This is a genomic window from Oscillatoria nigro-viridis PCC 7112, from assembly GCF_000317475.1.
Lineage (GTDB): Bacteria > Cyanobacteriota > Cyanobacteriia > Cyanobacteriales > Microcoleaceae > Microcoleus > Microcoleus nigroviridis.
The window spans coordinates 329043-354773 of the sequence record NC_019729.1; the positions used below are offsets into that span (position 1 = coordinate 329043).

At 44.9% G+C, this 25731-nt stretch carries 28 protein-coding genes and 3 pseudogenes; 12 read left to right on the forward strand and 19 right to left on the reverse strand.

Annotation, left to right across the window (positions count from 1 at the left end; translation table 11 throughout):
- Positions 1-101: 101 nt before the first annotated feature.
- Positions 102-1280: an LON peptidase substrate-binding domain-containing protein gene (locus OSC7112_RS01435; protein ID WP_015174250.1), complete on the reverse strand. Its 1179-nt coding sequence runs from the start codon at positions 1278-1280 to the stop codon at positions 102-104.
- A 420-nt stretch (positions 1281-1700) separates the two neighbouring features.
- Here OSC7112_RS01435 and OSC7112_RS01440 point away from each other — a divergent pair, with 420 nt between their 5' ends.
- On the forward strand, positions 1701-3134 hold the full coding sequence (locus OSC7112_RS01440; protein WP_015174251.1) for an ABC transporter substrate-binding protein: 1434 nt from the start codon (positions 1701-1703) through the stop codon (positions 3132-3134).
- Between the two features lie 57 nt (positions 3135-3191).
- Here the strand turns inward: OSC7112_RS01440 and OSC7112_RS01445 are convergent.
- From OSC7112_RS01445 to OSC7112_RS01465, 4 genes and pseudogenes are all read right to left on the reverse strand, one after another.
- Positions 3192-3800, reverse strand: a pseudogene (locus OSC7112_RS01445) (PP2C family protein-serine/threonine phosphatase); the annotation flags it as partial.
- Between the two features lie 31 nt (positions 3801-3831).
- Positions 3832-4798 (reverse strand): annotated as a pseudogene (locus OSC7112_RS35100) (IS630 family transposase).
- A 314-nt stretch (positions 4799-5112) separates the two neighbouring features.
- Positions 5113-5385 (reverse strand): AAA-like domain-containing protein, encoded by a 273-nt coding sequence (locus tag OSC7112_RS01460; RefSeq protein WP_150111467.1) that lies wholly within the window; start codon positions 5383-5385, stop codon positions 5113-5115.
- A 46-nt stretch (positions 5386-5431) separates the two neighbouring features.
- Positions 5432-7933, reverse strand: a complete 2502-nt coding sequence (locus OSC7112_RS01465) for a glycosyltransferase family 2 protein (RefSeq protein ID WP_015174252.1) — start codon at positions 7931-7933, stop codon at positions 5432-5434.
- A gap of 335 nt (positions 7934-8268) precedes the next feature.
- Between OSC7112_RS01465 and OSC7112_RS36785 the strand changes: the two are divergent.
- Positions 8269-9813: pseudogene (locus OSC7112_RS36785) on the forward strand (IS5 family transposase).
- A gap of 75 nt (positions 9814-9888) precedes the next feature.
- On the opposite strand, the gene OSC7112_RS41555 reads toward OSC7112_RS36785, so the two are convergent.
- The 9 genes from OSC7112_RS41555 to hflX all read right to left on the reverse strand — a co-directional run bounded on the left by OSC7112_RS41555 (position 9889) and on the right by hflX (position 19418).
- A complete protein-coding gene (locus OSC7112_RS41555; protein WP_263053572.1) occupies positions 9889-10014 on the reverse strand; it encodes a hypothetical protein in 126 nt (41 codons plus the stop codon).
- A 53-nt stretch (positions 10015-10067) separates the two neighbouring features.
- Positions 10068-10451: a hypothetical protein gene (locus tag OSC7112_RS01490; RefSeq protein ID WP_041622317.1), complete on the reverse strand. Its 384-nt coding sequence runs from the start codon at positions 10449-10451 to the stop codon at positions 10068-10070.
- A 484-nt stretch (positions 10452-10935) separates the two neighbouring features.
- A complete protein-coding gene (locus tag OSC7112_RS01495) occupies positions 10936-11517 on the reverse strand; it encodes a hypothetical protein (RefSeq protein ID WP_015174254.1) in 582 nt (193 codons plus the stop codon).
- A 167-nt stretch (positions 11518-11684) separates the two neighbouring features.
- Entirely contained in the window at positions 11685-13520 is a 1836-nt protein-coding gene (locus OSC7112_RS01500; protein WP_015174255.1) for a CHAT domain-containing protein, read from the reverse strand.
- A gap of 108 nt (positions 13521-13628) precedes the next feature.
- Positions 13629-14768: a Gfo/Idh/MocA family protein gene (locus tag OSC7112_RS01505; protein ID WP_015174256.1), complete on the reverse strand. Its 1140-nt coding sequence runs from the start codon at positions 14766-14768 to the stop codon at positions 13629-13631.
- Between the two features lie 193 nt (positions 14769-14961).
- Positions 14962-15948: a glutathione synthase gene (gshB, locus tag OSC7112_RS01510; protein WP_015174257.1), complete on the reverse strand. Its 987-nt coding sequence runs from the start codon at positions 15946-15948 to the stop codon at positions 14962-14964.
- A gap of 67 nt (positions 15949-16015) precedes the next feature.
- Positions 16016-16279, reverse strand: a complete 264-nt coding sequence (gene grxC / locus OSC7112_RS01515; RefSeq protein WP_015174258.1) for a glutaredoxin 3 — start codon at positions 16277-16279, stop codon at positions 16016-16018.
- 717 nt (positions 16280-16996) lie between these two features.
- Positions 16997-17332, reverse strand: a complete 336-nt coding sequence (locus tag OSC7112_RS35105; RefSeq protein ID WP_015174260.1) for a PEP-CTERM sorting domain-containing protein — start codon at positions 17330-17332, stop codon at positions 16997-16999.
- 490 nt (positions 17333-17822) lie between these two features.
- The gene (gene hflX / locus OSC7112_RS01530; protein ID WP_041622319.1) at positions 17823-19418 is read right to left on the reverse strand and encodes a GTPase HflX; all 1596 of its coding nucleotides are present in this window, start codon (positions 19416-19418) and stop codon (positions 17823-17825) included.
- A gap of 49 nt (positions 19419-19467) precedes the next feature.
- On the opposite strand from hflX, the gene OSC7112_RS41560 reads away from it, so the two are divergent.
- The 3 genes from OSC7112_RS41560 (at position 19468) to OSC7112_RS01540 (ending at position 20328) form a co-directional block, all read left to right on the forward strand.
- The gene (locus OSC7112_RS41560; RefSeq protein ID WP_263053573.1) at positions 19468-19593 is read left to right on the forward strand and encodes a hypothetical protein; all 126 of its coding nucleotides are present in this window, start codon (positions 19468-19470) and stop codon (positions 19591-19593) included.
- 115 nt (positions 19594-19708) lie between these two features.
- On the forward strand, positions 19709-19966 hold the full coding sequence (locus tag OSC7112_RS01535) for a hypothetical protein (protein WP_041622320.1): 258 nt from the start codon (positions 19709-19711) through the stop codon (positions 19964-19966).
- 149 nt (positions 19967-20115) lie between these two features.
- Positions 20116-20328 carry a chlorophyll a/b-binding protein gene (locus tag OSC7112_RS01540; RefSeq protein WP_015174262.1) on the forward strand — a complete coding sequence of 71 codons (213 nt, stop codon included), beginning with the start codon at positions 20116-20118 and terminating at the stop codon, positions 20326-20328.
- 153 nt (positions 20329-20481) lie between these two features.
- Here the strand turns inward: OSC7112_RS01540 and OSC7112_RS39220 are convergent, their stop codons facing one another.
- Positions 20482-20625, reverse strand: a complete 144-nt coding sequence (locus OSC7112_RS39220) for a hypothetical protein (protein WP_190274313.1) — start codon at positions 20623-20625, stop codon at positions 20482-20484.
- 1 nt (position 20626) lies between these two features.
- Between OSC7112_RS39220 and OSC7112_RS35110 the strand changes: the two genes are divergently transcribed.
- On the forward strand, positions 20627-20905 hold the full coding sequence (locus OSC7112_RS35110) for a photosystem I reaction center subunit PsaK (RefSeq protein ID WP_015174263.1): 279 nt from the start codon (positions 20627-20629) through the stop codon (positions 20903-20905).
- A 156-nt stretch (positions 20906-21061) separates the two neighbouring features.
- On the opposite strand, the gene OSC7112_RS01550 is transcribed toward OSC7112_RS35110, so the two are convergent.
- Both OSC7112_RS01550 and OSC7112_RS01555 read right to left on the reverse strand, forming a co-directional pair.
- Positions 21062-21610 carry a DUF1349 domain-containing protein gene (locus tag OSC7112_RS01550; protein ID WP_041622322.1) on the reverse strand — a complete coding sequence of 183 codons (549 nt, stop codon included), beginning with the start codon at positions 21608-21610 and terminating at the stop codon, positions 21062-21064.
- 6 nt (positions 21611-21616) lie between these two features.
- Positions 21617-22387 carry a CPBP family intramembrane glutamic endopeptidase gene (locus OSC7112_RS01555; protein ID WP_015174265.1) on the reverse strand — a complete coding sequence of 257 codons (771 nt, stop codon included), beginning with the start codon at positions 22385-22387 and terminating at the stop codon, positions 21617-21619.
- Between the two features lie 105 nt (positions 22388-22492).
- On the opposite strand from OSC7112_RS01555, the gene OSC7112_RS41565 reads away from it, so the two are divergent.
- A complete protein-coding gene (locus OSC7112_RS41565; protein WP_263053574.1) occupies positions 22493-22615 on the forward strand; it encodes a GNAT family N-acetyltransferase in 123 nt (40 codons plus the stop codon).
- Positions 22616-22753: 138 nt separating this feature from the next.
- Here OSC7112_RS41565 and OSC7112_RS40640 read toward each other — a convergent pair whose 3' ends face one another.
- The gene (locus OSC7112_RS40640) at positions 22754-22948 is read right to left on the reverse strand and encodes a DUF433 domain-containing protein (RefSeq protein WP_223300734.1); all 195 of its coding nucleotides are present in this window, start codon (positions 22946-22948) and stop codon (positions 22754-22756) included.
- A 189-nt stretch (positions 22949-23137) separates the two neighbouring features.
- Here OSC7112_RS40640 and OSC7112_RS01565 point away from each other — a divergent pair, with 189 nt between their 5' ends.
- From OSC7112_RS01565 to OSC7112_RS01585, 5 genes are all read left to right on the forward strand, one after another.
- On the forward strand, positions 23138-23332 hold the full coding sequence (locus tag OSC7112_RS01565) for a DUF433 domain-containing protein (RefSeq protein ID WP_015174266.1): 195 nt from the start codon (positions 23138-23140) through the stop codon (positions 23330-23332).
- Positions 23333-23437: 105 nt separating this feature from the next.
- On the forward strand, positions 23438-23773 hold the full coding sequence (locus tag OSC7112_RS01570; RefSeq protein ID WP_015174268.1) for a DUF6883 domain-containing protein: 336 nt from the start codon (positions 23438-23440) through the stop codon (positions 23771-23773).
- A 10-nt stretch (positions 23774-23783) separates the two neighbouring features.
- Positions 23784-24023, forward strand: a complete 240-nt coding sequence (locus tag OSC7112_RS01575) for a DUF4926 domain-containing protein (RefSeq protein WP_015174269.1) — start codon at positions 23784-23786, stop codon at positions 24021-24023.
- A gap of 144 nt (positions 24024-24167) precedes the next feature.
- Positions 24168-24383 carry a DUF433 domain-containing protein gene (locus tag OSC7112_RS01580; protein WP_015174270.1) on the forward strand — a complete coding sequence of 72 codons (216 nt, stop codon included), beginning with the start codon at positions 24168-24170 and terminating at the stop codon, positions 24381-24383.
- Between the two features lie 166 nt (positions 24384-24549).
- Positions 24550-25326 carry a hypothetical protein gene (locus OSC7112_RS01585; protein WP_015174271.1) on the forward strand — a complete coding sequence of 259 codons (777 nt, stop codon included), beginning with the start codon at positions 24550-24552 and terminating at the stop codon, positions 25324-25326.
- 123 nt (positions 25327-25449) lie between these two features.
- Here OSC7112_RS01585 and OSC7112_RS41570 read toward each other — a convergent pair whose 3' ends face one another.
- Positions 25450-25581 carry a hypothetical protein gene (locus OSC7112_RS41570; RefSeq protein WP_263053575.1) on the reverse strand — a complete coding sequence of 44 codons (132 nt, stop codon included), beginning with the start codon at positions 25579-25581 and terminating at the stop codon, positions 25450-25452.
- Positions 25582-25731: the final 150 nt, after the last annotated feature.

Below are 25731 nucleotides of genomic sequence, written 5' to 3' on the forward strand. Positions count from 1 at the left end.
ACCTAAAAATTTGTAACTAAATACAGGACTGAAGAGTTAGCCCCTAGGTATTTTTCAAGATAGTTCTCAGGTTTACTCACCTCAGATTGTATAATGTTGGTTTACTCTCTGTGACTCAAGTGACAGATCAACCTGTGAATTAATTCTCTTTCTGAGAGGGCTAGTAATTCCTGTTGGCGATCGCTTATTAAATCTAGAGCATGAGCAACCCGCCATCCCAACTCACGGACTTCTGTCAGGGACGCAATATGCTCTGCATAAAAGTGAGGATACTTGACATGGATGGAATTGGTAAGTTTGATTGTTGCATAGCCTGCAAAAAGACGCTTCAACTCCTCAATGGATTCTAGATCGGCAGGCACAAAAGTTGGATTATAAGGTTCAACCTCTGCCCAAAAAACCTCATTGCGTTTAAAGAGGCGCTTCAACTCAACCAACCGGATTGCTTCTACACCCATTGCTTGATAGTGGCCCTCCCTATATGTGTCCAGATATGTGTATTGAACCAGTGTCCCAATTGTAGGAACGTCTAACGATAAAACCGTAACCACCTGCCCGTCGCTTAGCTTAAACGGTTCTAATCCAGTGAGATCTAATCGGTGTTCGCTGTAGGGAAAAATCACCTCATGCCACTGTAAGACAGGGTACTCAGACCATTGCAACGGTGTGTTTTGAATCGATAACTCTTCGCCTTCAGAAAATACCACATCTTCGGAAGTTGAACACAGTGGATATAGATCTGGAAGCGTTTTTGGAGGCGTAATCGAATCTAGATCTGCCACAGACTGAAAGTGAACAACATAGGCAGCTAAAGCTGACTCGGTTGAATAATTGTTCTCGTCCAGCGCACCTGGTTCGTCGTACCAAGCGATCGCATGAACCGTCACTCGATAATTGCCATTGGGTAACTCAATCCATCCATAACTCTCCGGATCGCATCGCTCAATTTCGTCACACTCTTCTGCTGGCAACACATAACCCCCATCCAGATAGAGAGATTGATGTTTTACCTGCAACCGAAAATCAGCCCAACAGACTGCGTAGGTAAGTTCTCGTTCCGTCAATCCCACGTTAGTGAACCTAACTGTAGAATTACCATCCCCCCCTGTGTGGACGGCAACAAGTGTTCCAGCGGCAAATTCTTTAAAAATGGCAAAGTCATAGGTCCACCAACTAGGAGGATCTGCCCGACGATGTGCCAGATCGTGCGGATGAAAGAGAAACCAAGCTGCCACATCAGTTCCAACACTCAGCGTTTTATCTAATCTACCAGTTATCATTTCTTGCCTGCTTAACTAAATTTAAAATGGAGGAAGTGGCGCTCTTGCAGGGTAGGCTTCACTAATCTTTGAATCGGTAACTTATAAAAATTACTGCACTTTTCTGGTGGAACCACCTTGAAAGCATTCAGGCTAAACAGTGCGATCGCTATTTTTACTATGCCAATGCTACTGAATTATATCATGTCCGGGCGATCGCATATAATAAGGGAGTAGTGACTACTGGATTTTAGGCTTGCATGGTGCCTCAGCTCCGAGATCGTCAATTGATAGATACAATCACTCTATCTGACGCACGCTACATCAATTCGGGTTCGCCAAGTTAAAATCACTTTTTCTCCTTGGTCAATGTTTTTGAATCGCTCCTAATAACTAATGACTAATGACTTCGTTATTTCAAAAATCTAAAAAGGTAAAATTATGTCACAAAAAAATGAAACTGCTGTTCTCATCTTATCGCTCCTAATTACGATCGCGCTAGCCGGTGCAGGTATTTGGTGGCTGACAAGCCGAGGTGGCATCAATCTCGGAGGTTCATCACCCCAAAATCAGACATTTCCCAAATCTCCGACGGGGAATTCGCCGCAGTCAGAGCAGGCAATTGGGCAGCGTCTGAGTGCCGGACAAAAACTCTTAATTCCAGAGCAAGCCACAACCACCAAACAAGCAGCAGTACAGGCGATCGCATCTGGCAACTATAACGCAGCTATTTCCGATTTACAAGCTTCGCTGAACACCAAACGCAACGATCCAGAAGCCTTAATTTACCTCAACAACGCCCGCATCGGATCTCGAAAATCCTACACAATTGCCGCCGCAGTTCCCATTGGCGGCGATATCAATGCTGCTCTAGAAATTCTGCGGGGCGTAGCTCAAGCTCAAAATGAAATCAACCAAAGCGGCGGCATTAGCGGTACTCCATTAAAAGTGCTAATTGCTAACGATGACAACAACCCAGAAATTGCCGCACAAATTGCCACGGCTTTAGCAAATAACTCGGAAATATTAGGAGTAATCGGGCATTTTGGTTCAGATACAACGCTAGCAGCCAGCAAGATTTACCAGCAAAAACAATTAGTAGCAATTTCTCCCACAAGCACGTCGGTGCAGCTCTCAGGAGTTGCCAAAAATATATTTCGGACTGTGCCGAGCGATCGGTTTGCGGCTAATGCTCTTTCCCGCTATATGCTGGGGAAATTGCAAAAGCAAAAAGCTGCTGTATTTTTCAATTCTGCCAGCAGTTACAGCACATCTTTAAAAAATGAATTCACTACGGCTGTTTACGGAGATGGAGGACAAATAGTAGGCGAATTTGACTTTGCCAAGGGCAATTTTAATGCGGCCGATAGCGTTAAAAGTGCGATCGCCCAAGGAGCAGAAGTGATTATGTTAGCATCCAATTCAGCCACGATCGACCAAGCTTTGCAAGTAGTGCAAGTCAACGCCAAACGGCTGCCATTACTGGCGGGAGACGGTGCTTATACTGCTAAAACACTGCAAATCGATGGTGCAGCAGCAACAGATATGGTGCTGGCTATTCCTTGGCACATTCTCGCAGATCCGCAGTCAAATTTTCCCCAAACATCCAAACAACTTTGGAATGCTGAAGTAAGCTGGCGCACAGCTTTAGCCTACGATGCGGCGATCGCCTTAATTGTCGGTTTAGGGCGCAATCCGACTCGTACAGGCATTCAACAAGCTTTATCGGCGTCAGATTTTTCGGCAAAAGGAGCATCCGGCTCGATTCGGTTTTTACCTTCGGGCGATCGCAATCGAGCAGTTCAGTTGGTAACTGTTAAACCCGGAAATCGCACGAGTTACGGTTACGAGTTTGTGCCGATATCGGGTTTGTAAACTATTGGCGATCGCCAAATGTAGGTTATAATATTCATTGGTAAGTTCTAGGGCTGGTCAAGCAAAAACACTTACTACCAAAGTAATGTCATCAAAAACTTTTTGCTCCCCGATGTATCGCCGCACGTCGTCAATAATAGCTTGCTTGATTTCTGCTGCTGACTTTTCCCTGTTAAAGACAACAACTTCAATCAATGGCTCGATACCGTATTCATTTTGATTCATATCAAAAGCTTCGGTAATTCCATCTGTGTAGAGTACGACAACATCCCCGGAATTTAACTGTATTTCAATAGTAGCAATGAAATCGGCAATATCTGGTTCTAAGGCGATGGGAAAGCCTAAGTCCATGCTATCAATCCGCTCTACTTCGCCGCAGTCACGCACGACAATCACCTCTTCGTGCTGTCCGCTCAAACGCAGGATGTTGTCTCCCCGATCTTCCAGCAAAGAAAGGCTCATACTTTTACCGCAATTCATGCGCTCTACGTTGTCAAAAAGCGTTTGGTTGACTGTCTGCAATAATTTAACTGGGTCGGTTTCATTGTGAACCAACAAAGTGCGAATTGCTGTTTGCGCCATAATCATTAACACGCCGCTTTCTAAACCGTGCCCTGTCACGTCGCCAATGCCAATTGTGGCTTTACCGCCGTGATTTAAGTAGTCAAGCAAAATTAATTACATAATTATCTCCAAATTATTTAAAAATTCTTTCTACAGATGAAACAAGAGATTGCCAGCTAGAGTAGGCATCTATTTCGAGCCATTGATATTTGATAAACCGCCACAAAATCTCAATTAAATTCAATTCAGGTGAATAAGTAGGCAATTCAAATATAGTTAAACCGCGTTCTTTCCATTCTTCAATTTTATCGAAAATGGCATTGCTAGTATGAATAGGAGCTCGATCTACTACAATAACTCTTGGCCGCTCCACCATAGCAAAGAAAGTATCTATGCAGGCTATGATTACATCTGAATTAATAGTCTGCTCTGAAACATAAGCATGAATAGTGTTTTGCCGATTCATGATTTCCAAGACATTTAAACGCTTAGTTCTACGACTATCAATTGACAAATATTCACCAATATCTTGCCATCCATAAGGGACACAAGGGATGCCACAAAATCCGGATTCATCCAAATAGTATAAATCTATTTTACCCTCAGATTCTAATTGTTTTAATTCTGACAACTTTTCTTTTTTTTCCTTGTATTCTATGGAGTCTGGCTTGCCGCCAACACTTCGACGCATCCTATGCCAACTCATCCTTTTTTTTTAATTATTCTCTTAATTGTTTCCGTACTTATATTAACAGACCATTCTTTTTTGATTTTTTGTACTACCTGCTTTAATTGTTTTGGTTGCAATTTTACCCAGTCTCTAATTTGATCTGATTGTGCAGAATTAAATGTTTCTTTTCTGCCTCTACTTGGTTTATTATATAATCCGAGCATTCCCTCATATTCCCATCGATTCAACCAGTTATACATGGTCTTATAACTAACTTTAAAGATTTTGATTAAGTTTTCATTTTTGATATTTTGTGAAGCTAAAATAAAAAAAATGTGCTTGCTAGGCGCACTTGATGATGTCTGCTTTCGCGATAAATTCGGTTTAGCAGTTTCAAGGAAAGTGGATTGATATCTCGAAGTGAAAACATATAAAACCTCTTTGAACACAACTTGATATTTTTTATTACAGCGGTTCTCAAAAAAGTGAGTTATGCCCTCTTTGGCCGATGCCCTCTTTGGCCGATGCCCGCGGAGTACCTCATCTTTCTAAGAAAGGCTATATATCATATTAGTTGTTTGTGTAATGAATTTTGTTTGACTACTTATACAGCTTAGTGGAGCGTATCACGACTAACCGGAGTTTTCGCCAAATTCCCCGATTTTTGGCTTCAGGAGTGCCAAGTTCGCAAAAGTCCGCCAAAGATGTCAAATTGGGATAGGCAAACAAGCGATCGCGATCGCCTCAAGCTAACACTAAAAGTTTGGTTGTTGAGACTAGCAAATACCGATCGAAGTAAATCTTGCAGCTAACCGGGCTGCCAAATAACTCATCCCAAGATTCTGCTATTTGATTGCCCAGTTGCAAACCCAAACCGACATTGCGGCAGAACCACCGCCAGAATTTTTCCAAATCTTGAAAACTTTCTCCATTTGCTAACTGAAAATGTATAAATCTTTTTGCACGATTATTTAAAAGATATGAGGTAATGCTATCTAAAAATCCATCAACCTTCATCTGCTGATATCTGCCGTAAAAAATTCCCAACGAGGAGAAATTCTCTCTAAAGTTGCGAAACTGCGATCGGTCTAACTGACCTATTCCTCTCAAAAACAGCCCTCGGTTTCAAAGCAATTCTCAACAACAGCCACAGCGATCGCCATTCTCCGGGAGTTTCCTGCCGCTGCCACTGGCCCGGCCGACAGTACAGCATTTCGATCAAACAGCGGTGCTGGCTAATATTCAGGCGATCGAACGCAATTCGCACAGTGGGAAATTCCACAAAACTGCACTCTTTTCCATCCCGAAAACTCGACCAAAACTGAGATTTATCGCTCACCAACTCAATCTTAGCCACAGGAATAAAACAGTTCTCTTCCATAATTTCCAGAGTCGCCGAATCGCAATCAATCAAACCTTTAGCCAAACGACGATCGGTGCCGAACTCAATAACAGACTGCCCTACCGATCCCCTTGCTTTGACTGCCGCACTGCGAGGGATCGCTTTTATTTTACCCTGCGATAAACTTGTCTGAACGGCATATTTTGGCCAAATCTCTGCTGGGGTCAGACTCTCTTTACTACCTTTACCTGTCACCGCAAAACTTGGCCGCTGCGTCAGAGCAACTTCAGCGCCACTTTCCGAAATTACTGTTGTTATACCCCAAAAACTTTTACCGCCAATATTTAATTGTACAACCCTGCGTAAATTGAACCATTCGTAAATGTCCGGCTTAGGAATGTCCACCAAAATCAGCAATGCAATCCCGATCATCAGCAGGTTGTAAGCGCTCCAAACCCATCCCAAACTCATTCCTTTTGACAGATGTGCACTTTCTGATATTGACTGTACTGTGTCAACATTTTTCACTAAATCAATGTTGAAATTATGCCACAAACTGACTGCTGTACCTGCGAACAAGACAATCAAAGGCCATCCCAAATTCCAGTTAAAACTAAAGCGATCGCTCGCCATTCCTTTTGGCGTCACCTGAAACCCTTTCCCAAAGGGATTCAGCATGGAACTCACCACCGTCACCGCTAAAGGAATACACTGGACGAACGAATAAATATCGGAAAGCAAAGCCGATCCCGATCTGCGGTTCAGCCAAGAAAACACAGTAAGTTGCACCAAATAGTAAGGCAGGAAAAAGTACAGCAATTCCCGCGCACTTGCCCGCAAAGGAATTATGCCGAAAAATGAATAACCTAAAGGTATCAACAGATATAAAACCTTGGTTAAACTGGTAAACCAGTGCAGCAATCCTTCCAAATGAGACAGCCTTTGTACGAATGTGAGACCGCGAATTGTTAAAGGATTGGAATCAATAAAAAATGCCTGAAGCGTGCCTCGCGCCCAGCGTAGCCTTTGATTTAGATGAGCCTCTATATTTTCAGCAGCCAAACCAGCACTCAATTTTTCATCTAAATAAACTAAGCGATATCCGGTTGCTGACAGCCGAATTCCGGTAAAATAATCTTCGCAGATTGAATCTGTGACCAAGCCTCCCGCTGTTTCTAAAGCACTCCGCCTCACTACAAAAGATGTACCGCAACAAACCACGCTGTCGGCGCTGTCTTTGATGATTTCAATTTGTCGGTAAAAGATTTCTTCTTCCGGCGCGAGCACATTTTCTAAACCTAAATTACGGGAGATGGGGTCGTGGTTGTAAAAGCTTTGCGGTGTTTGAACGAGGGCGATTTCTGGATTTTGAAAAAATCCAACTGTTCGAGTTAAAAAGTTTTTAGTGGGAATAAAATCGGCATCGAAAACTACAATTAGTTCTCCATTAGTTAGGGCTGTGGCATGGTTAATGTTTCCAGCTTTGGCGTGAATGTTATCGGGTCTGGTTATATACTCGCATCCCAGTTCTTTTGCCAGCAACTTGATTTCATGCCGCTTGGTATCGTCGAGCAAATATACTTTCTTGTTGGGATAATCTAAAGCTTGACAGCCGATGACAGTGCGCCGTAAAATAAAGGCCGGTTCGTTGTAAGTTGGGATCAAAATATCTACGGGCGGGGTAAAGTTTCCAGCTTCAACTGCAACTGCCATGCGATCGGCTTCTCGACGCCGGTCTTTCATTCTCAGCATTAAATACAGTTGAATACTGGTGTTGAAAACCAGTAGCATTTCTAGGAAAAACAGCCCCAAACTAAATATCCCGTTGAGGGGATCGGTTAAATTTAGAGTAGCGAGCGATCGCCATAAAACGTAGCGAATGGTTAAAGCCAGAAGTATTGCAACTACTACGGCGCGCGACCATTTCTCCGGTTGAGGCGAAATTTTAATTGCAGCTAAAGCAACGGAGACAAGCGCCACAGTTGGCACTAACAAATACATCTTGCTCGTAGCAGGCACTTGCAGCCACACAGGCGGGTTTTGCTGCCAAGTGTTGATTGTGGCAAAAATACCGCTGACAGTGCCTTCACTGCCAAACCAGGCTCCGGCGATCGCACCTGCGAAAGCAACCGCCCCCAACACGACTAGCGTTGCCGTCGGCATCCGCGAAATCCGCCAAAAGCGGCGTTTCAAGTCTTGAATATCAAATCTTGAAGTTGTCATAAAATAATTTTAAAGTCCCGATCGTGCATCCAACAGTAAGGGTTTCATGCTGTCCACTTTTTAATTCAGTTGAAAATTCTGACACACCCCAAATACTATATTTACATTTTTTAACATTTTGACAATTGTATGATACTTCATCTTGCTTGCTGTTGCCAAACTCGTTAGCTAGTCCAAGCCAGGCCAAATATAGCAGAAGGAAGAAGGCTTTAGTTAGGGCTTGCTGAATCAGTGTCAAAAGGTTACACCAAAAGGGTTAAGAGAGGGTACAAGCGAGTTAGGTGCAAGATAAACAGGTAAAATAGCACAAAACCCTTGCATCACCATTTGCGCTTGTGTACAGAAAAGCTGAGCTTGCCCCAAGCCCCCCATCCGAGTTTGAACTGCCCTTCGGAGGAAGGTTGTCAGCAGACAACCGTTGGGTAAAAATGGCCGAACTAATTCCTTGGTCAGAATTTGAATCAGAATATGCTGAAAATTTCCCGACAGAAATGGGCGCACCAGCTAAATCCTTTCGGATGGCATTGGGGGCATTGATCATTAAAGAAAAACTCGGAATTAGCGATCGTCCAAGAGTAGAACAAATTCGCGAAAACCCATATCTACAATACTTTATCGGTCAATCAACCTACAGTAATGAACTACCCTTTGACCCATCACTATTAGTTCACTTTCGGCAACGAATCAGTGCGAACTTAATTAATAAAGTGAACGAAAAAATGGTCAAGAAAATGCGTGAAACCACCTCAGTTAAAACCGAAAAAAAAAGGATTCGGACGCAAAAAATGAGTTAGCCAATCAAGGGAAATTAATCATAGATGCAACCTGTACCCCAGCCGACATTAGCTATCCGACCGACTTAGGACTATTAAATCGAGCCCGAGTTCATACCGAAAAAATCATCGACATTCTCTATAAGTCTCTCAAAGTAAAAATCAAGAACAAACCCAGAACCTACCGAAAAATAGCCAGAAAAGACTACTTAGCAGTAGCAAAACAAAAACGTCCCACCCGGAACAAAAAAAGACAAGCAATTAAGAAACAACTGCAATATATCAAAAGAAACATAGCTCATATTGAACAGCTAATCGAGTCAGGTGCTACCCTAGAAAATCTGAATAAAAAGCAATATAAAACCTTGTTAGTGGTAGCTGAAGTTTATAGGCAACAGCTCTGGTTATTTGAAAATAACAAACAGAGCATAGAGGATAGAATAGTAAGTTTAAGCCAACCCCATATCCGTCCCATTATCAGAGGAAAAGCGGGGAAACCAGTAGAGAGGCGAGCTAAACTATCAGCGAGTTGCTTTGAAGGATATGTATTTTTAGACCGGATGAGTTGGGATAACTTTAACGAATCGGGAGACTTAAAAGCCCAAATAGAAGCGTATTATGCTTTCACAGGATACTATCCAGAATCAGTCCATGCAGATCGCATTTATCGAAATCGAGAAAACCGAGCATGGTGTAAAGAAAGAGGAATTAGAATTAGTGGACCGCCTTTAGGAAGACCTCCAGCTAATGTGAGCAAAGAAACAAAAAACAAGCCTTAGAAGATGAAAGAATTAGAAATGCGATTGAAGGAAAATTTGGGACTTGCGAAAACGAAGATTCAGCTTGAATCGGGTCATGGCAAAACTTGATAATACTTCTCAAACAGCTATTGCTATTACTTTTGTAGTAATGAACCTTTCTACCTGGTTAAGACGGGTTTTTTGTATCTTTTTCTGCCGATTTCTGAAAACAATGCCTGGTTACGGTTCAATGATTATCAAAAATTATATCTTGGTAAGTTACAAAACAAAAAATTATGTTTCGCCGAACTTGAATCACCCATCAATTGCGATCGTGATTTTTCTTAACTTATTCAGCAAGCCCTAGTTACCTATGGAATGAGAATTAAATAACTTGCATTTTTTGTAGGTTGGGTTTCGTTCCTCAACCCAACCTACGAAGTTATTTAATCCACTCGCACTCTTCCCAATGCACCAACCCCAAAACCGCCACGATCGTTGTAGGAGAAAGTTTGGTAGTAACAGTCGTAGATACACCGGAGCAAAAACCCGGTTTTTGAATCAACATCTATACGGATAGATCCGCGATGTTTGAAACAAACCGGTTTTTTTGACCTAATTTTAAATAGGATTTACCACAAGAATGCCTTTACCGGGACCTTCGTAAATTTCAACCCTAGATACTTGTCCACTACCGGCATAAAATGTTACTCCGGCGAGCGATCGAGATGGCATTGATTGCCAAACACCATCTGGTGAAGACACCACATTAGTTGTGAATCCATCATCCCAGGTAATTGTAATTCGGTTGAGACTCTGCTTGACTGAGCAGCCGATCATTTGTGCCTGTGGTTGATTTTGTCCGTAAAAACTACATTGAGCTTTATAATTTTTAGTAGAACTTTTTGTCTCGGCTTGAGCAACGATACCGAAAGCGGTGACTGATGCTAGAAGCAAATTTGCCACCACAACCATTTTATAAAACAACGACGAGTTGAGTTTCATAGATTGAATAATTTCGAGAAAAATAACTAAATTTATGTTACCAAAATATTTATATTGTGTCAATTTTGACTGTGCAAAAATGATATATCAGATATCGGAATGTCGTTTTCCGACAATCTATCGGGGTAGGGACACGGCACTGCCGTGTCCTGATTTGTGGTAATATTAATGCCGATGCTACCTGATTTGATATGAGATCTAAAGTTGCGAAACTCCGAGCGCTTTAACTGGCTTATTTCTCTCAAAAAACACCCCTCGGTTTCAAAGCAATTCCTACCAACAGCCACAACGCTCGCCATTCTCCCGGAGTTTCCTGTCCCTTCCCCTGGTTCGGGCGACAGTACAGCATTTCAATCTCAAACTCTAGCAATCCTGCTGATTTAACAATTAGACGATTTTTACATCTAACTTAAGGTAGATTAATTCTATATTACTTTAAACAAAATTACCGATTTCGCAGCACCAAAATCGAGCCGTGAAAAAACTAATCAGCAATTTCTAATTGCGAGATTGCATAGCGGGCGACAGCCAAACTAACTCTAGCTTGTTCTATTTCCGACAATTGGGCCCAAGGTCTGTTAGTAGCCATGACTAATTCCCCCCCTTCCGAATCAACATCTCGCATGGCATAAGCCAAAGGACGTGCCAACACCTGCAAATCTTCCTCAGCCCACTGAGGCAAAATATCTAAGACGCACTCTACCATTTGGTCAGCTAAAGATTGATACTTAACAGTTGCGTTTTGCACGCTTTGAGCGATGCTGGCCAGAAAATCTTGAGGAACGCGAGCAAATTTTTCGCGCAAAGACTTTTGCAGAGCAGTCGTCAGCCAAACTTTTTCTAATTGCGAAAATAAAACTTGCGACTTCAGGGCAATATCGCTGTCGCTGAAGGAATCAGACAGCGCAAACTCCTGCTCTAGGGCACTCAAATAAGATTCTGATTCAAGCTGTGCAGGATTCCAGGGGTAAGCAACATCAGTCTGAACTATTGTGGCGAGAAGTTCCATCTGGGCTTGAGTTTGTGAGTCGCGAAAATATTGAGAGTCAGGAGATTGGGTAGCCATGATGTAATACCTCGGGGGGAAAAGGAAAAGACAGAAGGGGGACTGTGCCAAGAGCGGCGTTGGGAGCTATCAGTGGTAAGTAACTCTTTTAAATTCAGACTGGAGACTCAACGCCCAGAACTTTGCTGTGCTACTCGCCGCTTGCCTTCATTAGCTACACCCGCACCTTAATTAGTTCCGCAATCAGTCTCACTGTACCCCGAAGTTTTAGGAACCTCAATAGTGAACTCAAAAATCTGACCTTGAGAACTGCCAAATTTTAGCTGAGTCCCGCTGCGTAGCAGAAATTCTTGGTGGTGAACTCTCTGCCATCCCTCAGATCCCAAAACTAGAGTCCCGTAGCGAGAAAAATCTCGCAGGAAGTAGCTAGGTTCTTCCCGGCTATCTCCGATACTGTTTCTGCAGAAAATCTCGGCGTGTTTTTGAGAAACCCACTGTTCTCGAATCACTACGTCGTTTTCTTCCCAGCGTCCGACTCGAACTATACCTGCGCGAATCGGCCAAACCTGATTGGTCGAGTCGGTGGATTTGGCATTGGGTCGATCGCGCCCCCGCAAATAAGCACAAGACGGCAACCGTCCCAGCCAAGTAGAAGAATTTAAAGGCAATTCAGTTTTTAGGTCATCTACCTGCTCAGTTAGCTGACCGTCAAACTCAGGGTGCATATACAGCACAGGCAGCGTCCAAGCCGGTTGATTGAACTTGTAGAGCGTCAGTAACTGCTGTCTGGCGACGGCGACGGCCCGATCGACCGACATCCGCCCGGCCAAAGCTTGAGCAAAACTTTGGATAAAACTCAGGGCCTCGCGATCGGCGATCGAGTCCCGCATCCCCAACACCGCAGGCACCCCGTGATGGATCAGTACCTCAGCCAAACTGCTGCGGGCGATCGCCTGTTGCTGGCCGTTAGTTGAGTGCAGCCTCTCCACCGCCGGCTGAGCTCCCCAGCAGGCATTAAACACCGCCAGAGTCACGCGGCACCGAACTAAAACCTGAGCTAGTTCAGTGCCATTCATCGCCGTTTCCGGCCCCAAAAACAGCAAACCGCCGTCGGGGCCCGGTATCCCGTGGCCGGCGTAGAACAGAATGTTGTAAGCTTGCGTTTCCAGCCGAGAAATTAGTTCCGCCGGAGTAGGTTCGATCAGAGTATCGACGCGACTCGGAACGCTGATATCCGAATATTTGCCGCTGTCGTCGGTTTGAAAAGCACTTTCCAGAACCCCAGCTAGGGCGACTGCTTCCTCTCCCAACTGCAAATGACCGTTATTACTGTTGGAAAATTGAGAATTAGTCCCGCCGGGTTCTGCTTGTCCCAAAACTAGCAGAATGTTGAGCGACTCCGCAGGATGCAGGGGTGGCAAAGGTTCAACATTGCTGGTAGTTCGGCTGAACAGCAGTTGCTGCGACAGAGAAATTGCCGGTTGACCGGCTTGAGGCTGCATAATTTCCCAAGGTAAAGCCATTAAATACGGTTCGCGCAAGTCTACGCGCACTCGCAGGGGTAGATTTTGCCCGATCGCGATACCTTTACTTTCCTGGAGACTACCCTGAATCGGCCCTTCAAACAGCCACTGCCAAAGATTAATCCCCAAATGCTGCATCAGGCGGCTGCTGTAGCTTGCTACTGGCCGAGGCGGATGCTGATCCCCTTTGTCGCCCCACTCCCGTTCACCGAGGTGGAGCGGCACAGAGGGGGTCGCTGGAGCGAGGTCTAGCGACTGAGGACTTCGTTGTTGAGTTTCTGCCAGTATATTCTGGTTGAATTCCTGCGAGAGGAAACTGCCATCGGGATTTAGGGGCAATTCGTGAATTGTCCCCGACGGGGAAAACATTTCCTGCCAAGCTTTCCAAGATTGGGATAGGGTATCGGGCCACATACAGTCGTGGTGAACGTACCCGCTGGGATAGGGAGCTTGTAGAACCCAAGTGGCAAAATGGTTTGCCCCAGCGGTTCTCAGGCGAGCGATCGCTATACTGAGGCAAGGACTTTCAGGGCGCGCCATTCACAACTACCGAGTCTGGATATAGGGTTGGATTGAGTTTCTCTATTTGTAGTTTATCGGGTTTAGGGTGCGATCGAGTGCGAGAGATTGCTTTGGCAGTTTTTACTTTTACTTCGTGTCCAAAAATTTATCTAAATTCGGTAAATCTACCCAAGTACCCGTAGCATTTGACTCCTGGGTCAAATCCATCAACAACTGCGAGTAAACCCCTTCTCTGAGGGACGGTATCAACGATTTACCTGCATCTATGGCTTCTACCCACCTATCTACTACTCGAATAAACGCTGCAATCCTCCCGTCTGGATAAACTTGAGGAAACTCCAATCTTTGAGGAATTTTGATTTCAGCTAAAGGTTCTCCACCTTGGGAACCCCACAAGCGAAATCCGTGGACGTAATCTTGCTGGTTGTCGCTTCCCAACACCAACGTACCCTTACTCCCGTATATTTCCACCCAGTGTCCTCGCCCTTGATAAGTAACAGAACTCAAACAAACTTGACAAGGCGTTCCCCCGGCTAATTCCAACATCAACGTGCAAGAATCATCTGCATCAACTAATTTTAAATTTCCCGAGTCATTCGGATCTGGCCGCCGCGCAATTCCTGTAATCAAGTGGCCAGAAAGCCTCTGCGGCGGGCCGAACAGCCAGCTAATATAATCAAAAACGTGAGAACCCGTCGCGCCCAAAACTCCGCCGCCTCGCTCTTTTTGCGCGTACCAATTCCAGGGGCGAGTCGCATCAGCGCGGCTCGATACCAGCCAATCAATCTTAATTAAACGCTTTTCTCCCACATATTCTGCTGCCAATAATTCTGCTAGCATTTGCCATGCGGGGATGAAGCGAAACTCAAAGTCCATTGTGGCAATTGCTCTCGAACCACCATTTTTTGAATCGGTTTGAGATTCGTTGTTTGCCAATCGGTAAAGTTCCCTGGCTTCATTTGCTGTCAGGGCTGTGGGTTTTTCTAATAATAAATGTTTGCCTGCTTCCAAGACGGTTTTTGCCATTTCAAAATGCAAAAATGGCGGTGTGGAAATGCTGACGCCCGCCACTTCGGGGATGGCTACTATATCGGCGATCGAGTCGCAAGCGTAGGGGATATTGTGGGTAGAGGCGATCGCCTTTGCTTTGTCTAAATTCCGGTGGTAAACAGCCACAACCTCTGTCCGGTGATGGGCTTGGAATCCGGGAAGGTGTACTTTTTGACCGAAACCGGTACCGACTACTGCAACGCCAATTTTTGACATAGTTTAATAATTGGGAATAGTTGACTGTTGGCTGTTGACTGTTGACTGTTGGCTGTTGGTCGTTGGCAGTTGTTAGTTGTTAGTTGTTATTTGTTAGCTGCGACCAATAACTAATGACTTCAACATCGCCCTGACGCTCGATTATTAATCTGTGTATCCGTGTCCTAATCTGTGTCGTGCTTTCCTTCTTCCCTCATCCTTCTTCCTTATTCCTTCTTCCTTCTTCCTTCTCCACCCATTCAATTACTTGTTTGCCCAAACTAACGCCGTCAAACAAGTCAATTTCTCTGATCCCTGTAGGGCTGGTGACATTAACTTCTGTGAGATAACCGCCAATGATATCAATGCCGACAAAGTACAGTCCGTCCCGTTGCAGCACTGGTTCTAACTGAGAGCAAATTTGCAGTTCGCGATCGGTAATTTCTGTTTTTGCGACTCGGCCGCCGACGGCCATGTTGCCTCGAAATTCATTGCCGGTGGGAATGCGGTTGATAGCACCGATGGGCTTGCCGTTCAACAGCACTATCCGCTTGTCTCCCTCTTTGGCTTCCGGCAGATAAGTCTGAACCATCACTGGAATTTGCCCTTGTTGAGTGCTAATTTCGACCAGGGAGTTAAGATTGCGATCGCCCGCTTCCAAGAACAAAATCCCCTCGCCAGCTTTGCCGCCCAAGGGTTTAAGAACTGCTGCTCCTTTTTTCTCAACAAATTGCCGAATTACCAGCTTGTTTTGAGAAACAATTGTCTCGGGAATTGCTCCCTCAAATTGCAAAGCATACATCTTTTCATTCGCTGCCCGCAATCCTTTGGGACTGTTAACTACCAAAGTTTTAGCCGGATCGATGCCATCTAGAAGGTAAGTAGCGTAGAGGTAAGGAATGTTGACTGGGGGGTCTGTCCGCATAAATACTGCGTCCATTGCTTCCAGAGGCTGCAAAGTAGGATGTTCTACCTGGTACCAAGCCTCAGCAGCCTCCCAGCGTCCATCTACCACTTTTACTGGGGTGAGGGCTACCCGACTGAGCATTGCCCAGGTTTTGCCGCCGATGACGCTTAGTTCGTTGGCTTGAGTCGCCCAGACTTCGTGACCCAACTCTTGAGCTGCCTCCATCAGCGCTACGCTGGTATCGTGTCCTGGAATTAGTCGCGCGAGGGGATCGATGATGAATGCAAATTTCATTGTCAATTAAAATTAAGAATTGGTCGCAGGAAAATTTGGGCTAACGGAAAATTCGACAGGGAATGCCTCATTTTGCTGCTAGCAGGGGGTCTAGCTGGCCTAGAGCATCGAGTTTGTGCATTTCGTCGCAGCCACCTATGTGTTGGTCGTTAATGAATATTTGTGGCAGGGTGCGGCTTCCGTTGGCTCGATCGCTCATTTGAGCCCGTGCTGCTTCATCTCCGTCGATCGCGTACTCTATAAAATCAATCCCTTTTCGCTTCAGCAGTGCTTTGGCACGAACGCAAAACGGGCAGGTTCTCCAAGTGTAAATTTCTACTTTAGGGGTCATGGGACGCTCAAACAATAACAATATTTTTTAATTGTAATCTTAACCATACTGCGGACTGTTTTTAGTTTCTAGGCTGAAACCCTCGATTTTTCCTTGGTAGCGAACTTGCCTAGGAGCTTTGAAACCCTTATTCTACAGTTGACTATCCAAAACTGTCAGAAGGATTGATCTTAACCAATCTTATTTTAATTTTTATATTTTAATTTTTATTATATATCCCAAATACAGCGGTTCTCAAGCGTGGTGAGGTATGCCCGCTCCAGCCCGCTCCAGCCCGCGGAACCCTATGACCTATGCCCGATGCCCACTCCAGACCGCGGAGTACCTGATATGAGAGTTCGAAAGGCTATATACAGCGGTTCTCAAAAAAGTGAGGTATGCCCTATGCCCACGGAGGCCTATTCCCTATTCCCACGGAGGCCGAGAGTACCTCATCTTTCCGAGAAAGGCTATATATCAACCTTATCTTTTGCCCGGCCGGTTATTCATTGCTGAAACCCTTGCCGGGAAGTGCATTGGCTTTATTGCTTGTTTTTACCCTGACTGAAGTCGCTATAGCTTTATTCCTTCAACATCCGGCTCTATTTGCAGCGCACAAGCTAGGTGTCCAGTTATTTTTTAGGCAATTTTTTATTTTTTATATATTTAAGTAAACAAATACCCACGCTTGAAAAAACGGAGACCTTTGGAAGGCAAACAGGTTGGTCATCAGCCTGCCTAGCGCTGGGAACCAACCTGCTTGTTTCGCTTTCTGCACGAACAGATCATTCCTGCACCTGTCAGTAGGACTGCGATCGCAGTACCCGGTTCAGGGATAGAAGTTGAGCTTCTCGAAGGTGTGCTTGTGTATATTTGGGACAAACTCGACTGGGTGGTCAATTGCGGGTCGGATGTCGTTGCTGTTGATGTCTGGCTGGAGGCACAGGCAGTAGAATAATTTCCCGGACCGCACACATCTACTGCTGCTGCCGGAGGGGCGGCAGCTAGATAGTAAAACGCTGTTGCCATTGTGGCAGAGAGTCCAATTGCTAGTTTTGCCAGTGGCGTGCACATAACTATTTAGTTAAACAGTGGTAAAATCGAAAAATAGAAATAGTCCTAGAGATTAGCGCTGTACGACGGGCAAGGATTTTAGAGTTCTTACAATCAATGGATGTATTCTCTCGCGAACGTCTGTAAAAGATAGTATAGCGCTTGAGTTGAGTGCCCAAACACTTTGATAATATTGTTTTCTTTTACCTTGACATCCCGTACCGTGGTTTTCACAGGTAGTTTTCACACGCAGTTTGCACAGAGTGAAGCAACATCTTTTTGCAACCTCTGAACCAACAGCCCTTACAGCCATTAATAAAGAGTCTTTTTACCTTGACCGCTGCCTCCGGAAATTATTTATTTAACCGATCGCAAAATAGAGATGCTGTATTGTACTTTGCAATGCACAATCTGACTACTCTTTTATAATCTCATAGTTCGACTAGATCTGTCCTCAGTATATGTACGTATATTCCCCCATGTCAACTGCCCAAAAGAAATATTTAAGTATTTACCGAGGGTAGAGGGCGTATTGAATGAGCTGAGCTAGTCGGTCGCGGAGAGTTTCCATCCCAAGACCTTTGGCTGCCGAAATAAATACTGCTTGAGGAAACTCTTCTCGGGCGAGGGCGAGAGTCTCTCCATCTACGGCATCAATTTTGTTAAAGACTACAAGGGCTGGCCCGGGAGTTACGGGCATATCTGTCAAAATATTCATGACCGATCGAATTTGGCTCTGCCACGCGGGATGGGAGAGATCGACGAGATGCAGCAAAGCATCGGCGTCAGTGACTTCTTCGAGGGTAGCCCGAAAAGCGTCGATCAAGGCGGGGGGCAGTTCGCGAATAAAGCCCACTGTATCTGTGAGGACGATCGACAGGGGTTCCCTGGTGACAGTGCCGGGAATGGTCAACCGTCGAGTTGTGGGGTCGAGGGTGGCAAATAACTGGTCGGCGGCATAGACTTCGGAATTTGTGAGCAGGTTGAGCAGAGTGGATTTACCCGCGTTGGTGTAGCCGACGATCGCCACTGAGGGTACCTCGTGATGGTGGCGGTTCTGCCGCAGCCGGAAGCGGTGCGCCAGCAGTTGATTTACTTCTTGCTGCAATCGAGAAATGCGTTTGGCGATCGTCCGCCGTTCGGTTTCTAGTTTGGTTTCCCCGGGGCCTCTGGTACCGATGCCGCCGCCCTGCCTGGACATTGCCTGACCGCGACCTGTGAGCCGGGGCAGGGCGTACTCTAGCTGAGCGAGTTCGACTTGCAATTTACCCTCGCTCGATCGAGCTCTTTGGGCAAAGATGTCGAGAATTACCTCTGTTCGATCGACGACGCGGATACCTATCTGAGTTTCCAAGTTCCGTATTTGTGCGGGGGCCAGGTCGCGATCGAATACAACCAGGTTAGCGCTAATCGTCTGAGCGGCGAGGGAAATTTCCTGAACTTTGCCTTCGCCGACCACTGTCTGCGGATGGGGGCGCGACCGTTTTTGGCGCACTGTTTGCAGAACCTGACCCCCGGCGCTTTCAACCAGCCGCGTGATTTCTGCGAGCCCGTCCTCAAACTCCAACTGAGTCATGTGCTGAGTCATTACACCTACCAACAGCACTTTGTCTTGGTCTGCATCGACCTGCTTAGCGACAAACTCTGCTTCAAACTCTGCTTCGAGTCCTTCGACTAAATCCAGAAAGTCTTGGTCGGCAAGTTCTTCCAAATTCAGCGGTTCTGATATTTTCCACGGAAAGTGTGGAGTTTGAATCAGTGACTTTTGAATTGAAGGTTCTTCTCTTTCATCAGTTGAATCTGGTTCTAACTGAGCGCTCAAAACAGAGAACTCAAAATTTGGCCGGTCTCCCTGGGGTATTAGGTGAGCGAGATAAGTTTCTTGGATGTAACCAGTCGCACCGCCGCCGCGGCGCACAAATCCTCCGCCGGTCAGTGTCAGCCAAACCAGGGCGTCCAGGCGCTGAATTGCCATTGCTGTGAGGGCTGCTTCGCTTGGGGTTTCTGGCTTCAGGTGGGTGGCGATGCAGCGAATGCCGCTGAGGCGACCTCCCCCGTAGCGGGGCAATTCTAGGGGCGCAATCTGCGTTTGCCGGGGTGTACCCACGCCGACGCGAATTACTTGTCCGCGGCGGTTGATGTAGGTGCAGATGGGTTTGTCTATTTCCGTGCTGATGGCTGCGACGCGCTGGGCGAATTCTGCAGTGGTGATGCGATCGCCCGGTAGTCGCTGGTGGTACAGCTTTTCGAGTTGCTTGAGCTGGCTGGACTTTAAACCTTGAAGATTGCCGTAGATGGTTTCGATAACTGTTTCTCCCGATCGATCTGTTTATCTCCTATTTTAGTTAACTCAAGGGCGATGTGTTCGGCTTTTGAGTTGAAATTTACTAAATTTTCTTGCGTCTAGGATCTCGCGGATTCAGTCTGGGCGCGATCGAAAAAGGATACTTGCTTTCCGACAACAGTCGTGAGTCTGCCAAAATTTTAGAGTTTAGTTCCAGCTTCCAGATTCATCTGTGGAGTAAATCTCAAATCTCAAATCGACTGACGAGTCAAAAGCGCCGTTGTTTGTCGCGGCAGCGCGATCGGGCTTTTCACAGCAGCAATCTCAACTTGCAGTTGTATTTAGTATCTACAGATACAGGCGATCGCTGAAAAATCTCCCTCAACAAAACTTAACACTTTATTTTTTGTTTCAAAATCCTCCTTTAGACTTGTGTGTATCTTGAGCCTACAGGCAGATAGCAAAGCAGAAATTAGGTCGCTACCATGAGAAGCGAAACATTGTTAAGGAATGTAAAAACATGGAAACTCGTCCTACTAACCTGCCTCCTACGGCTAATGCTTACAACGGCAAAGATCGGAACGCCTTTTTGTTTGGCTTCAACCCGCAAGCAGAACTTTGGAACGGTCGCTTAGCGATGATCGGTTTCTTAGCTTATTTGCTTTGGGACGCCGCTGGATATAGCGTTCTCCGTGACATACTTCACTTTCTGCCTACCTACATTGCTAACTAATGAGTAGGTGTCTTTCCTGTCTGGCAGCCTGAGTAAATGCCGCCACTGCCAGACAGGCTAAAAGTTACAAATGGCAGCGAGTATGGTTTTGTCCCTTTGTATCTTTCGTTACTTTTGAATGGCATTAAAAGACTTCTTGGTGTGATTCGATGATTATGGGTGGGGGCGCAGTCGCTGGCGCGGTGAATATTGACAGCAACAGATATTTATTGCGTAAAGGCGATCGCCCCTGCTGTATTTTTGGCAAGCAATCTCATCGAGCATTTCTGAGAGTGTATGAAAAATAGGAGCATCCACGATGATTAACTCAAATTTACTGGCAGTAGTAGAATCGACTCTGGCTGACACAGCATCAGGAAATTGGCAAAAACCGATAGTAATGTTTGTTTGCAATATCTTAGCATTGCTAGTTCTCAGCCGCCGAATTTGGTATCCCCACGTCGGGCCGAAAATGCCTTTGCCCTTCCCGTCTTTGTTCAACAATGTTAGCGTACCGGCATTTCTGGCTTGCATGAGCGCAGGTCATTTGCTGGGAGTATTCCTGATTTTGACCCTCAATATTGACAAGTATTTTTAGGAAAAAGGGCGTCGCTTTTGTGGTGATTTATTGCTACAATTATTAGTAGGTTAAAAACACAGCCAAAAAAATTGTAGGGGTCAGTGAAAAGCACTCACCCCTAATTTTAAGATTATATATGGAGTGGCGCAGAAATCGTTTTTTTTACCATCCCCATTAGAGCAGCTTACTCTGCTTAAACCCTTCAAATTCGACTGCAAAGCCTTCACCTTGGGGAGCCGCACACATTAACCCAACTTGAACGATTGGTGACTCAGTTAGATATGCCAGTCGCATCATTGAATAGTCTGACCCATTCAACGAGTATTGCACTTCCACCGTTTCAGCTCGGCGCTTTACCCGCAGCCACAGGGAAACAGGCGGCACTTCAAGCGGCATAACAGACCAATCGGAATAGTCTCGTGTCACAACCGCACTCACGTTTTGCACTCCCTCAACAAACTCAATGCCGCACTTGAGCCAGATATTTTCGCTTTCTCTAATCATCAATCCTGCTTGATCGTAGAGCGATCGATAGGAACCAGTAATTTTGACTTCGGCTGTAAAGTCGCCTGACACTTGACTGTAGTAAAAGTTGCCGTTATCGCGAATGAATCCGTAATGAGTTTGCCGCCAAAAGTCAGTCTTTGCGCCTGCGGTAACGTGGATAACATCGTTATCCTCATGCCATTGTAAAGGTTCGTTGTACCATTGCATTGTTTGCATCTCCTGCTAACTTCCTCCTATTCCGTGCAGTACCAAATCGGCAAAAAAATGAGATAACATAGCGTATTCTAATCCCCAACGCCAGTAAAGAAAACCAAAGGGAATCCCTAAGAGGGCATTGAGTGTAATGGTGCGGAGAATGACGATCGGGGTTAATCCCCAGACATTCGCAGCCGCAGGCAAATGACCCACACCGAACAATATTGCCGCCGCCACAATTGCCAGCCAAAAAATCCATGTAGAGGGTTGCGGTTTGTCTCGCTCAAAAATCTTCCAAAGTAGCCACGCAATCAATGTCATACCGAACAGTCGCAGCAATAGTTCTTCGGTGATGCCTCCGTAGAAGGAAGCTAATATGCGTTTCCAGAGGTCAATCTTTAACGCAGTTGTTGAAGCCATTGGAGGCATCCAAGGTTGGAAAGCTAAACTCAATCCTATCAGGACGATTCCACCAACGCCACCGACTATCAGTGCCATTTTAATAGCAGATTTAGAAAGAGTGGGAACAGGCTGTCGATATACCAAAGCACGAGCTATGGGCGTATCAAGTCCGATCGAGTTACCGAGGCGAAGCCCAATCCAACAAAAGAGAATTAGAAAAATTCCGGTTTGCAGGGCGGAGGCGATCGCCAAAACAGGTAGCGGTGCCGGCAATTGACTTACTGCCGGATTGAGAGACAGCGCATAAGGGAACACAGCCAAGCTTCCCAAACTACCCAGAAACGCCCAGAACAATGCCAATCGGAAGTAATGATTTTTTGCAGTGTTAGCAGACATAATTTTTGAGAAAAAAACGAATCAATTACACTAAATCAGTCTTGAATATTTGAAACATTAAAGCTCGATCGCATTTAGGCAACTTGTCTCAGGCGGAATATAGCCTTGGCTAAGGTGCTACGAAAGCTGGGAATGACGCAGGAAGGTAGCCAAAAACAGCGTGTTTTTCACCGAGGGCAGTTTGAAGAACTCGAACTTTACGGTTTCCTCAAGAAGCACAAGTGTTGAGTCTTGTTACCAAACTTTACTTCATTGCCGATATTCCTCCTACACCCCCTAAATTTAGCCGGTAAAAATCAGTTTTTGTTTCCCAGTTTGAGGATAGTGCCGATCTAGAATATTTTTCTAGGGGCGATGTATTATTTATTATCTTAGCATTTCATATTTACCAAAGTTGCTGTGCAAAGCTTCAAGACGCTTGGCTTCTGCTGCTTGATGGAGCAAATAAGTTTCAAGTTCTTGGGTGTTGGCATGATAGTAGGCATGATAGTAGGTGAGTGCGGCGTAGACTTCGGCGAGGGTGAGATGTCGGATGCGATCGCCAATCTCTTCAGCATTCAATCCTCGCTTGTATCAGGTTACGATGCGGCGAACGGTAACGCCTTTACCGACGATGTGGGGATATCCACCATGCAGTCCGGGAGTGTGTGTAATGAGCTTACCACTGTCAATAGATATTACTGCGGTGATAAATTTTAGAATTTTAACTATACTCATAATAGATGAAAACCCTATAGAGGCGCACTGGTGATGAACTGGAAAGCACACATTTACTCAAATCCTAAAATTCTGCTTGGCAAGCCTGTAATTCAGGGGACACGAATATCAGTGGAGTTCGTTCTAGGGCTGTTTTCAGAAGGTTGGACGCAGCAACAAATTCTAGAAAATTACCCAACGCTTAATGCTAAATCTATACAAGCTGTGTTTGCTTTCGCGGCGGAGTGACTCAAAGAAGACGTATTTTACACACATTTACTCTTTGCTGAGGCAAGTTAATGCGGTTTCTGGCAAATGAAAACTTTCCACCCAGTGATTTAACCATTTGGACAGATGAAACTACCCAACGGAGACAAGGCACTGCTGGGCGACAAGCTTGAGCGATACTCACTGAATATGCAGCATCCCAAAGGAAAAGATAAAGCCATCCTGTTTAGAAATCGATTGGGAATTACACTAGAAAACAAAACTATTTTAGAAGCCGCTATATTAGAATCTGCGGTCAATCAGGAGGCGGAAATTTACAAAACAGACAACTATGGAACCCAGTATGATATCAAATTTTTCATGACCACGGAAACCGGAAGCTCTTGGGTGCTGTCATGTTGGATGATTCGCACCGATGAAGACTTTCCCCGGCTAACTAATACCTATCCTGTCAATAAGTGAGGATACTGTGATGACGTTACACGAGTATGATGTTGTTGCCTTGACCGAAGAAATTCACGCAATCCATAAAGCAACCTCTCAGCCAATTTTGCTCCGACCGGGACAAGTTGGCACTATTCTCATGAGCTTTGAGGATCGTGCTTATCTAGTAGATTTTGCGGATGCTCAAGGTAATACCTATGCAATGGAAACCATTCCCTCAGAGAAACTCATGGAACTTGTTTATGAGCCGCTTCCTGCCTACGCCTAAGCTACGAATAATACTTTACAGAGTATTGAGTTGGAAGTGGCGATCGAGGATTTATATCGCGGTGTGAATTTCGAGCGATAAATGAGGTAAGCTAGAGACAAAGATTTTAAACAATTTTAACCCAGGCCACCATCCGTTGCTTATCTGTTTGACACAATTACAGTGAACCCAAGACAATGTGGCGATCGTCCCTGCATCCGGGGAATGCGGATTCGAGTCATCGATATCCTAGAGTTGCTAGCTGCTGGTTTGAGTTTTGAGCAAATTATCGAAGAATTGCCAGACTTGGGACTTGAGGATCTCAAAGCTGCGCTTCTCTATGCAGTTCGCAAACTCGATCGTCCCGTTTTAGCCGCATGACAATTTGGTTGAATGCTCATCTATCATCAGCCATTGCTGTGTGGATTACTGCCACCTTTGGTGACATATATCAGCGATCGGCGGTATCTTTCTATTATATTGGGTATTGTATCGCAACTGCGATACAATTATAAGTTGCATTTCTAGTATTTGGAGAAATCGAGATTTGGATTTGATTATTGATACACAGATATTGTCATATCGATTCAAAGGCGTTGAGACAGGTCTTCATGACGCAAAGTTTGCAATCGCCTCAATTACAGCTAATGAGTTTTTAATAGCGCAATCTAAAGAGTCTGAACAACCTGATTACTATATTATTCATCCAGCTAAATATCCCAATCTCGAATACAGTTTTAGTAATATTGAGCATTTTAGCAATCCTAAAAGTGCAAGATTAGGTGCTCGTCGGACAGATCAGATAATCATTGATTTTGGTAATCACTTTTCAGCTTATCGAGAATTTGGGAATGAGGCGATTTCAGAAATAATCAATGAGAGAAAAATTGACATATATAAACTTAGTATTTCTCATTTATCCAAACAAAAGCAGAAATATCTTTTAAGACGTTTAAAGTATATTCTTGATAGTGGTTACTATTGCTACTCTCTTACTAAGTCATCTTTGGAGCAGGCATTGAGCCTATTTTCAGAGTTTGTATCTGAACATAACTGTAAAGGTAATATTCGTAATACTGTCAATGATCTTTTGATATTATCGACAGCTATTGATAGAGAAAAGAAGTTTTTAACAAATGACAATCTGCTAAATCGTTTCGCTGCTGAGTATTATGAAGCACCTGTTGAGCAGCGAGAGGATAAACTATTGATTGACTTTTCAGAAAAGCCACTTAAGAAAAGAAAAAATAGAGAAAGTAAAGGTTACATAAATAAGGGTTGGAGTTATGCTGTACGTAACAAGCGAACATCTCCCGAAATCTAACCCTTGCCTGCACCGGACGGGCTGGAAACCTCTGGCTTCGTTTCAAAACCATCTGCGCTCAGAAATCATTTGATCGAGACTTTTAACAAGCAGGTTTCTCAGCATCTTACGAAAACAAACGATTCAACTGTATTCTGGGAATAAGCTAATAATCCGCTTGCACACCGACTGTTTGGAGTCTCTTTGTTGAGTCCGAATTGAATATCCGATCGCAGCGACGGCGATCGTCATTTCAATCGCCAGTTTTCTCGACACAGAATCATTAGGTTTCGTAGATTGCAAACCAGGACGCGGGCAGTAAAACCGAGAAGAGGTGTCAAAGTTTACAATATACTTCGTTAACGCACCCTACAAAAGCAGCGATCTATCTCTCTACCTCACGTTAAGCTAGAAACAGACAACAGA

Excerpts from the sequence above, each read along its gene's own strand:
- OSC7112_RS01435 (WP_015174250.1), bottom strand. The coding sequence starts at position 1,280 with ATGATAACTGGTAGATTAGATAAAACGCTGAGTGTTGGAACTGATGTG.
- OSC7112_RS01440 (WP_015174251.1), top strand. The coding sequence starts at position 1,701 with ATGTCACAAAAAAATGAAACTGCTGTTCTCATCTTATCGCTCCTAATT.
- OSC7112_RS01460 (WP_150111467.1), bottom strand. The coding sequence starts at position 5,385 with ATGAAGGTTGATGGATTTTTAGATAGCATTACCTCATATCTTTTAAAT.
- OSC7112_RS01465 (WP_015174252.1), bottom strand. The coding sequence starts at position 7,933 with ATGACAACTTCAAGATTTGATATTCAAGACTTGAAACGCCGCTTTTGG.
- OSC7112_RS41555 (WP_263053572.1), bottom strand. The coding sequence starts at position 10,014 with ATGTTGATTCAAAAACCGGGTTTTTGCTCCGGTGTATCTACGACTGTT.
- OSC7112_RS01490 (WP_041622317.1), bottom strand. The coding sequence starts at position 10,451 with ATGAAACTCAACTCGTCGTTGTTTTATAAAATGGTTGTGGTGGCAAAT.
- OSC7112_RS01495 (WP_015174254.1), bottom strand. The coding sequence starts at position 11,517 with ATGGCTACCCAATCTCCTGACTCTCAATATTTTCGCGACTCACAAACT.
- OSC7112_RS01500 (WP_015174255.1), bottom strand. The coding sequence starts at position 13,520 with ATGGCGCGCCCTGAAAGTCCTTGCCTCAGTATAGCGATCGCTCGCCTG.
- OSC7112_RS01505 (WP_015174256.1), bottom strand. The coding sequence starts at position 14,768 with ATGTCAAAAATTGGCGTTGCAGTAGTCGGTACCGGTTTCGGTCAAAAA.
- gshB (WP_015174257.1), bottom strand. The coding sequence starts at position 15,948 with ATGAAATTTGCATTCATCATCGATCCCCTCGCGCGACTAATTCCAGGA.
- grxC (WP_015174258.1), bottom strand. The coding sequence starts at position 16,279 with ATGACCCCTAAAGTAGAAATTTACACTTGGAGAACCTGCCCGTTTTGC.
- OSC7112_RS35105 (WP_015174260.1), bottom strand. The coding sequence starts at position 17,332 with ATGTGCACGCCACTGGCAAAACTAGCAATTGGACTCTCTGCCACAATG.
- OSC7112_RS01540 (WP_015174262.1), top strand. The coding sequence starts at position 20,116 with ATGGAAACTCGTCCTACTAACCTGCCTCCTACGGCTAATGCTTACAAC.
- OSC7112_RS35110 (WP_015174263.1), top strand. The coding sequence starts at position 20,627 with ATGATTAACTCAAATTTACTGGCAGTAGTAGAATCGACTCTGGCTGAC.
- OSC7112_RS01550 (WP_041622322.1), bottom strand. The coding sequence starts at position 21,610 with ATGCAAACAATGCAATGGTACAACGAACCTTTACAATGGCATGAGGAT.
- OSC7112_RS01555 (WP_015174265.1), bottom strand. The coding sequence starts at position 22,387 with ATGTCTGCTAACACTGCAAAAAATCATTACTTCCGATTGGCATTGTTC.
- OSC7112_RS01565 (WP_015174266.1), top strand. The coding sequence starts at position 23,138 with ATGAACTGGAAAGCACACATTTACTCAAATCCTAAAATTCTGCTTGGC.
- OSC7112_RS01570 (WP_015174268.1), top strand. The coding sequence starts at position 23,438 with ATGAAACTACCCAACGGAGACAAGGCACTGCTGGGCGACAAGCTTGAG.
- OSC7112_RS01575 (WP_015174269.1), top strand. The coding sequence starts at position 23,784 with ATGACGTTACACGAGTATGATGTTGTTGCCTTGACCGAAGAAATTCAC.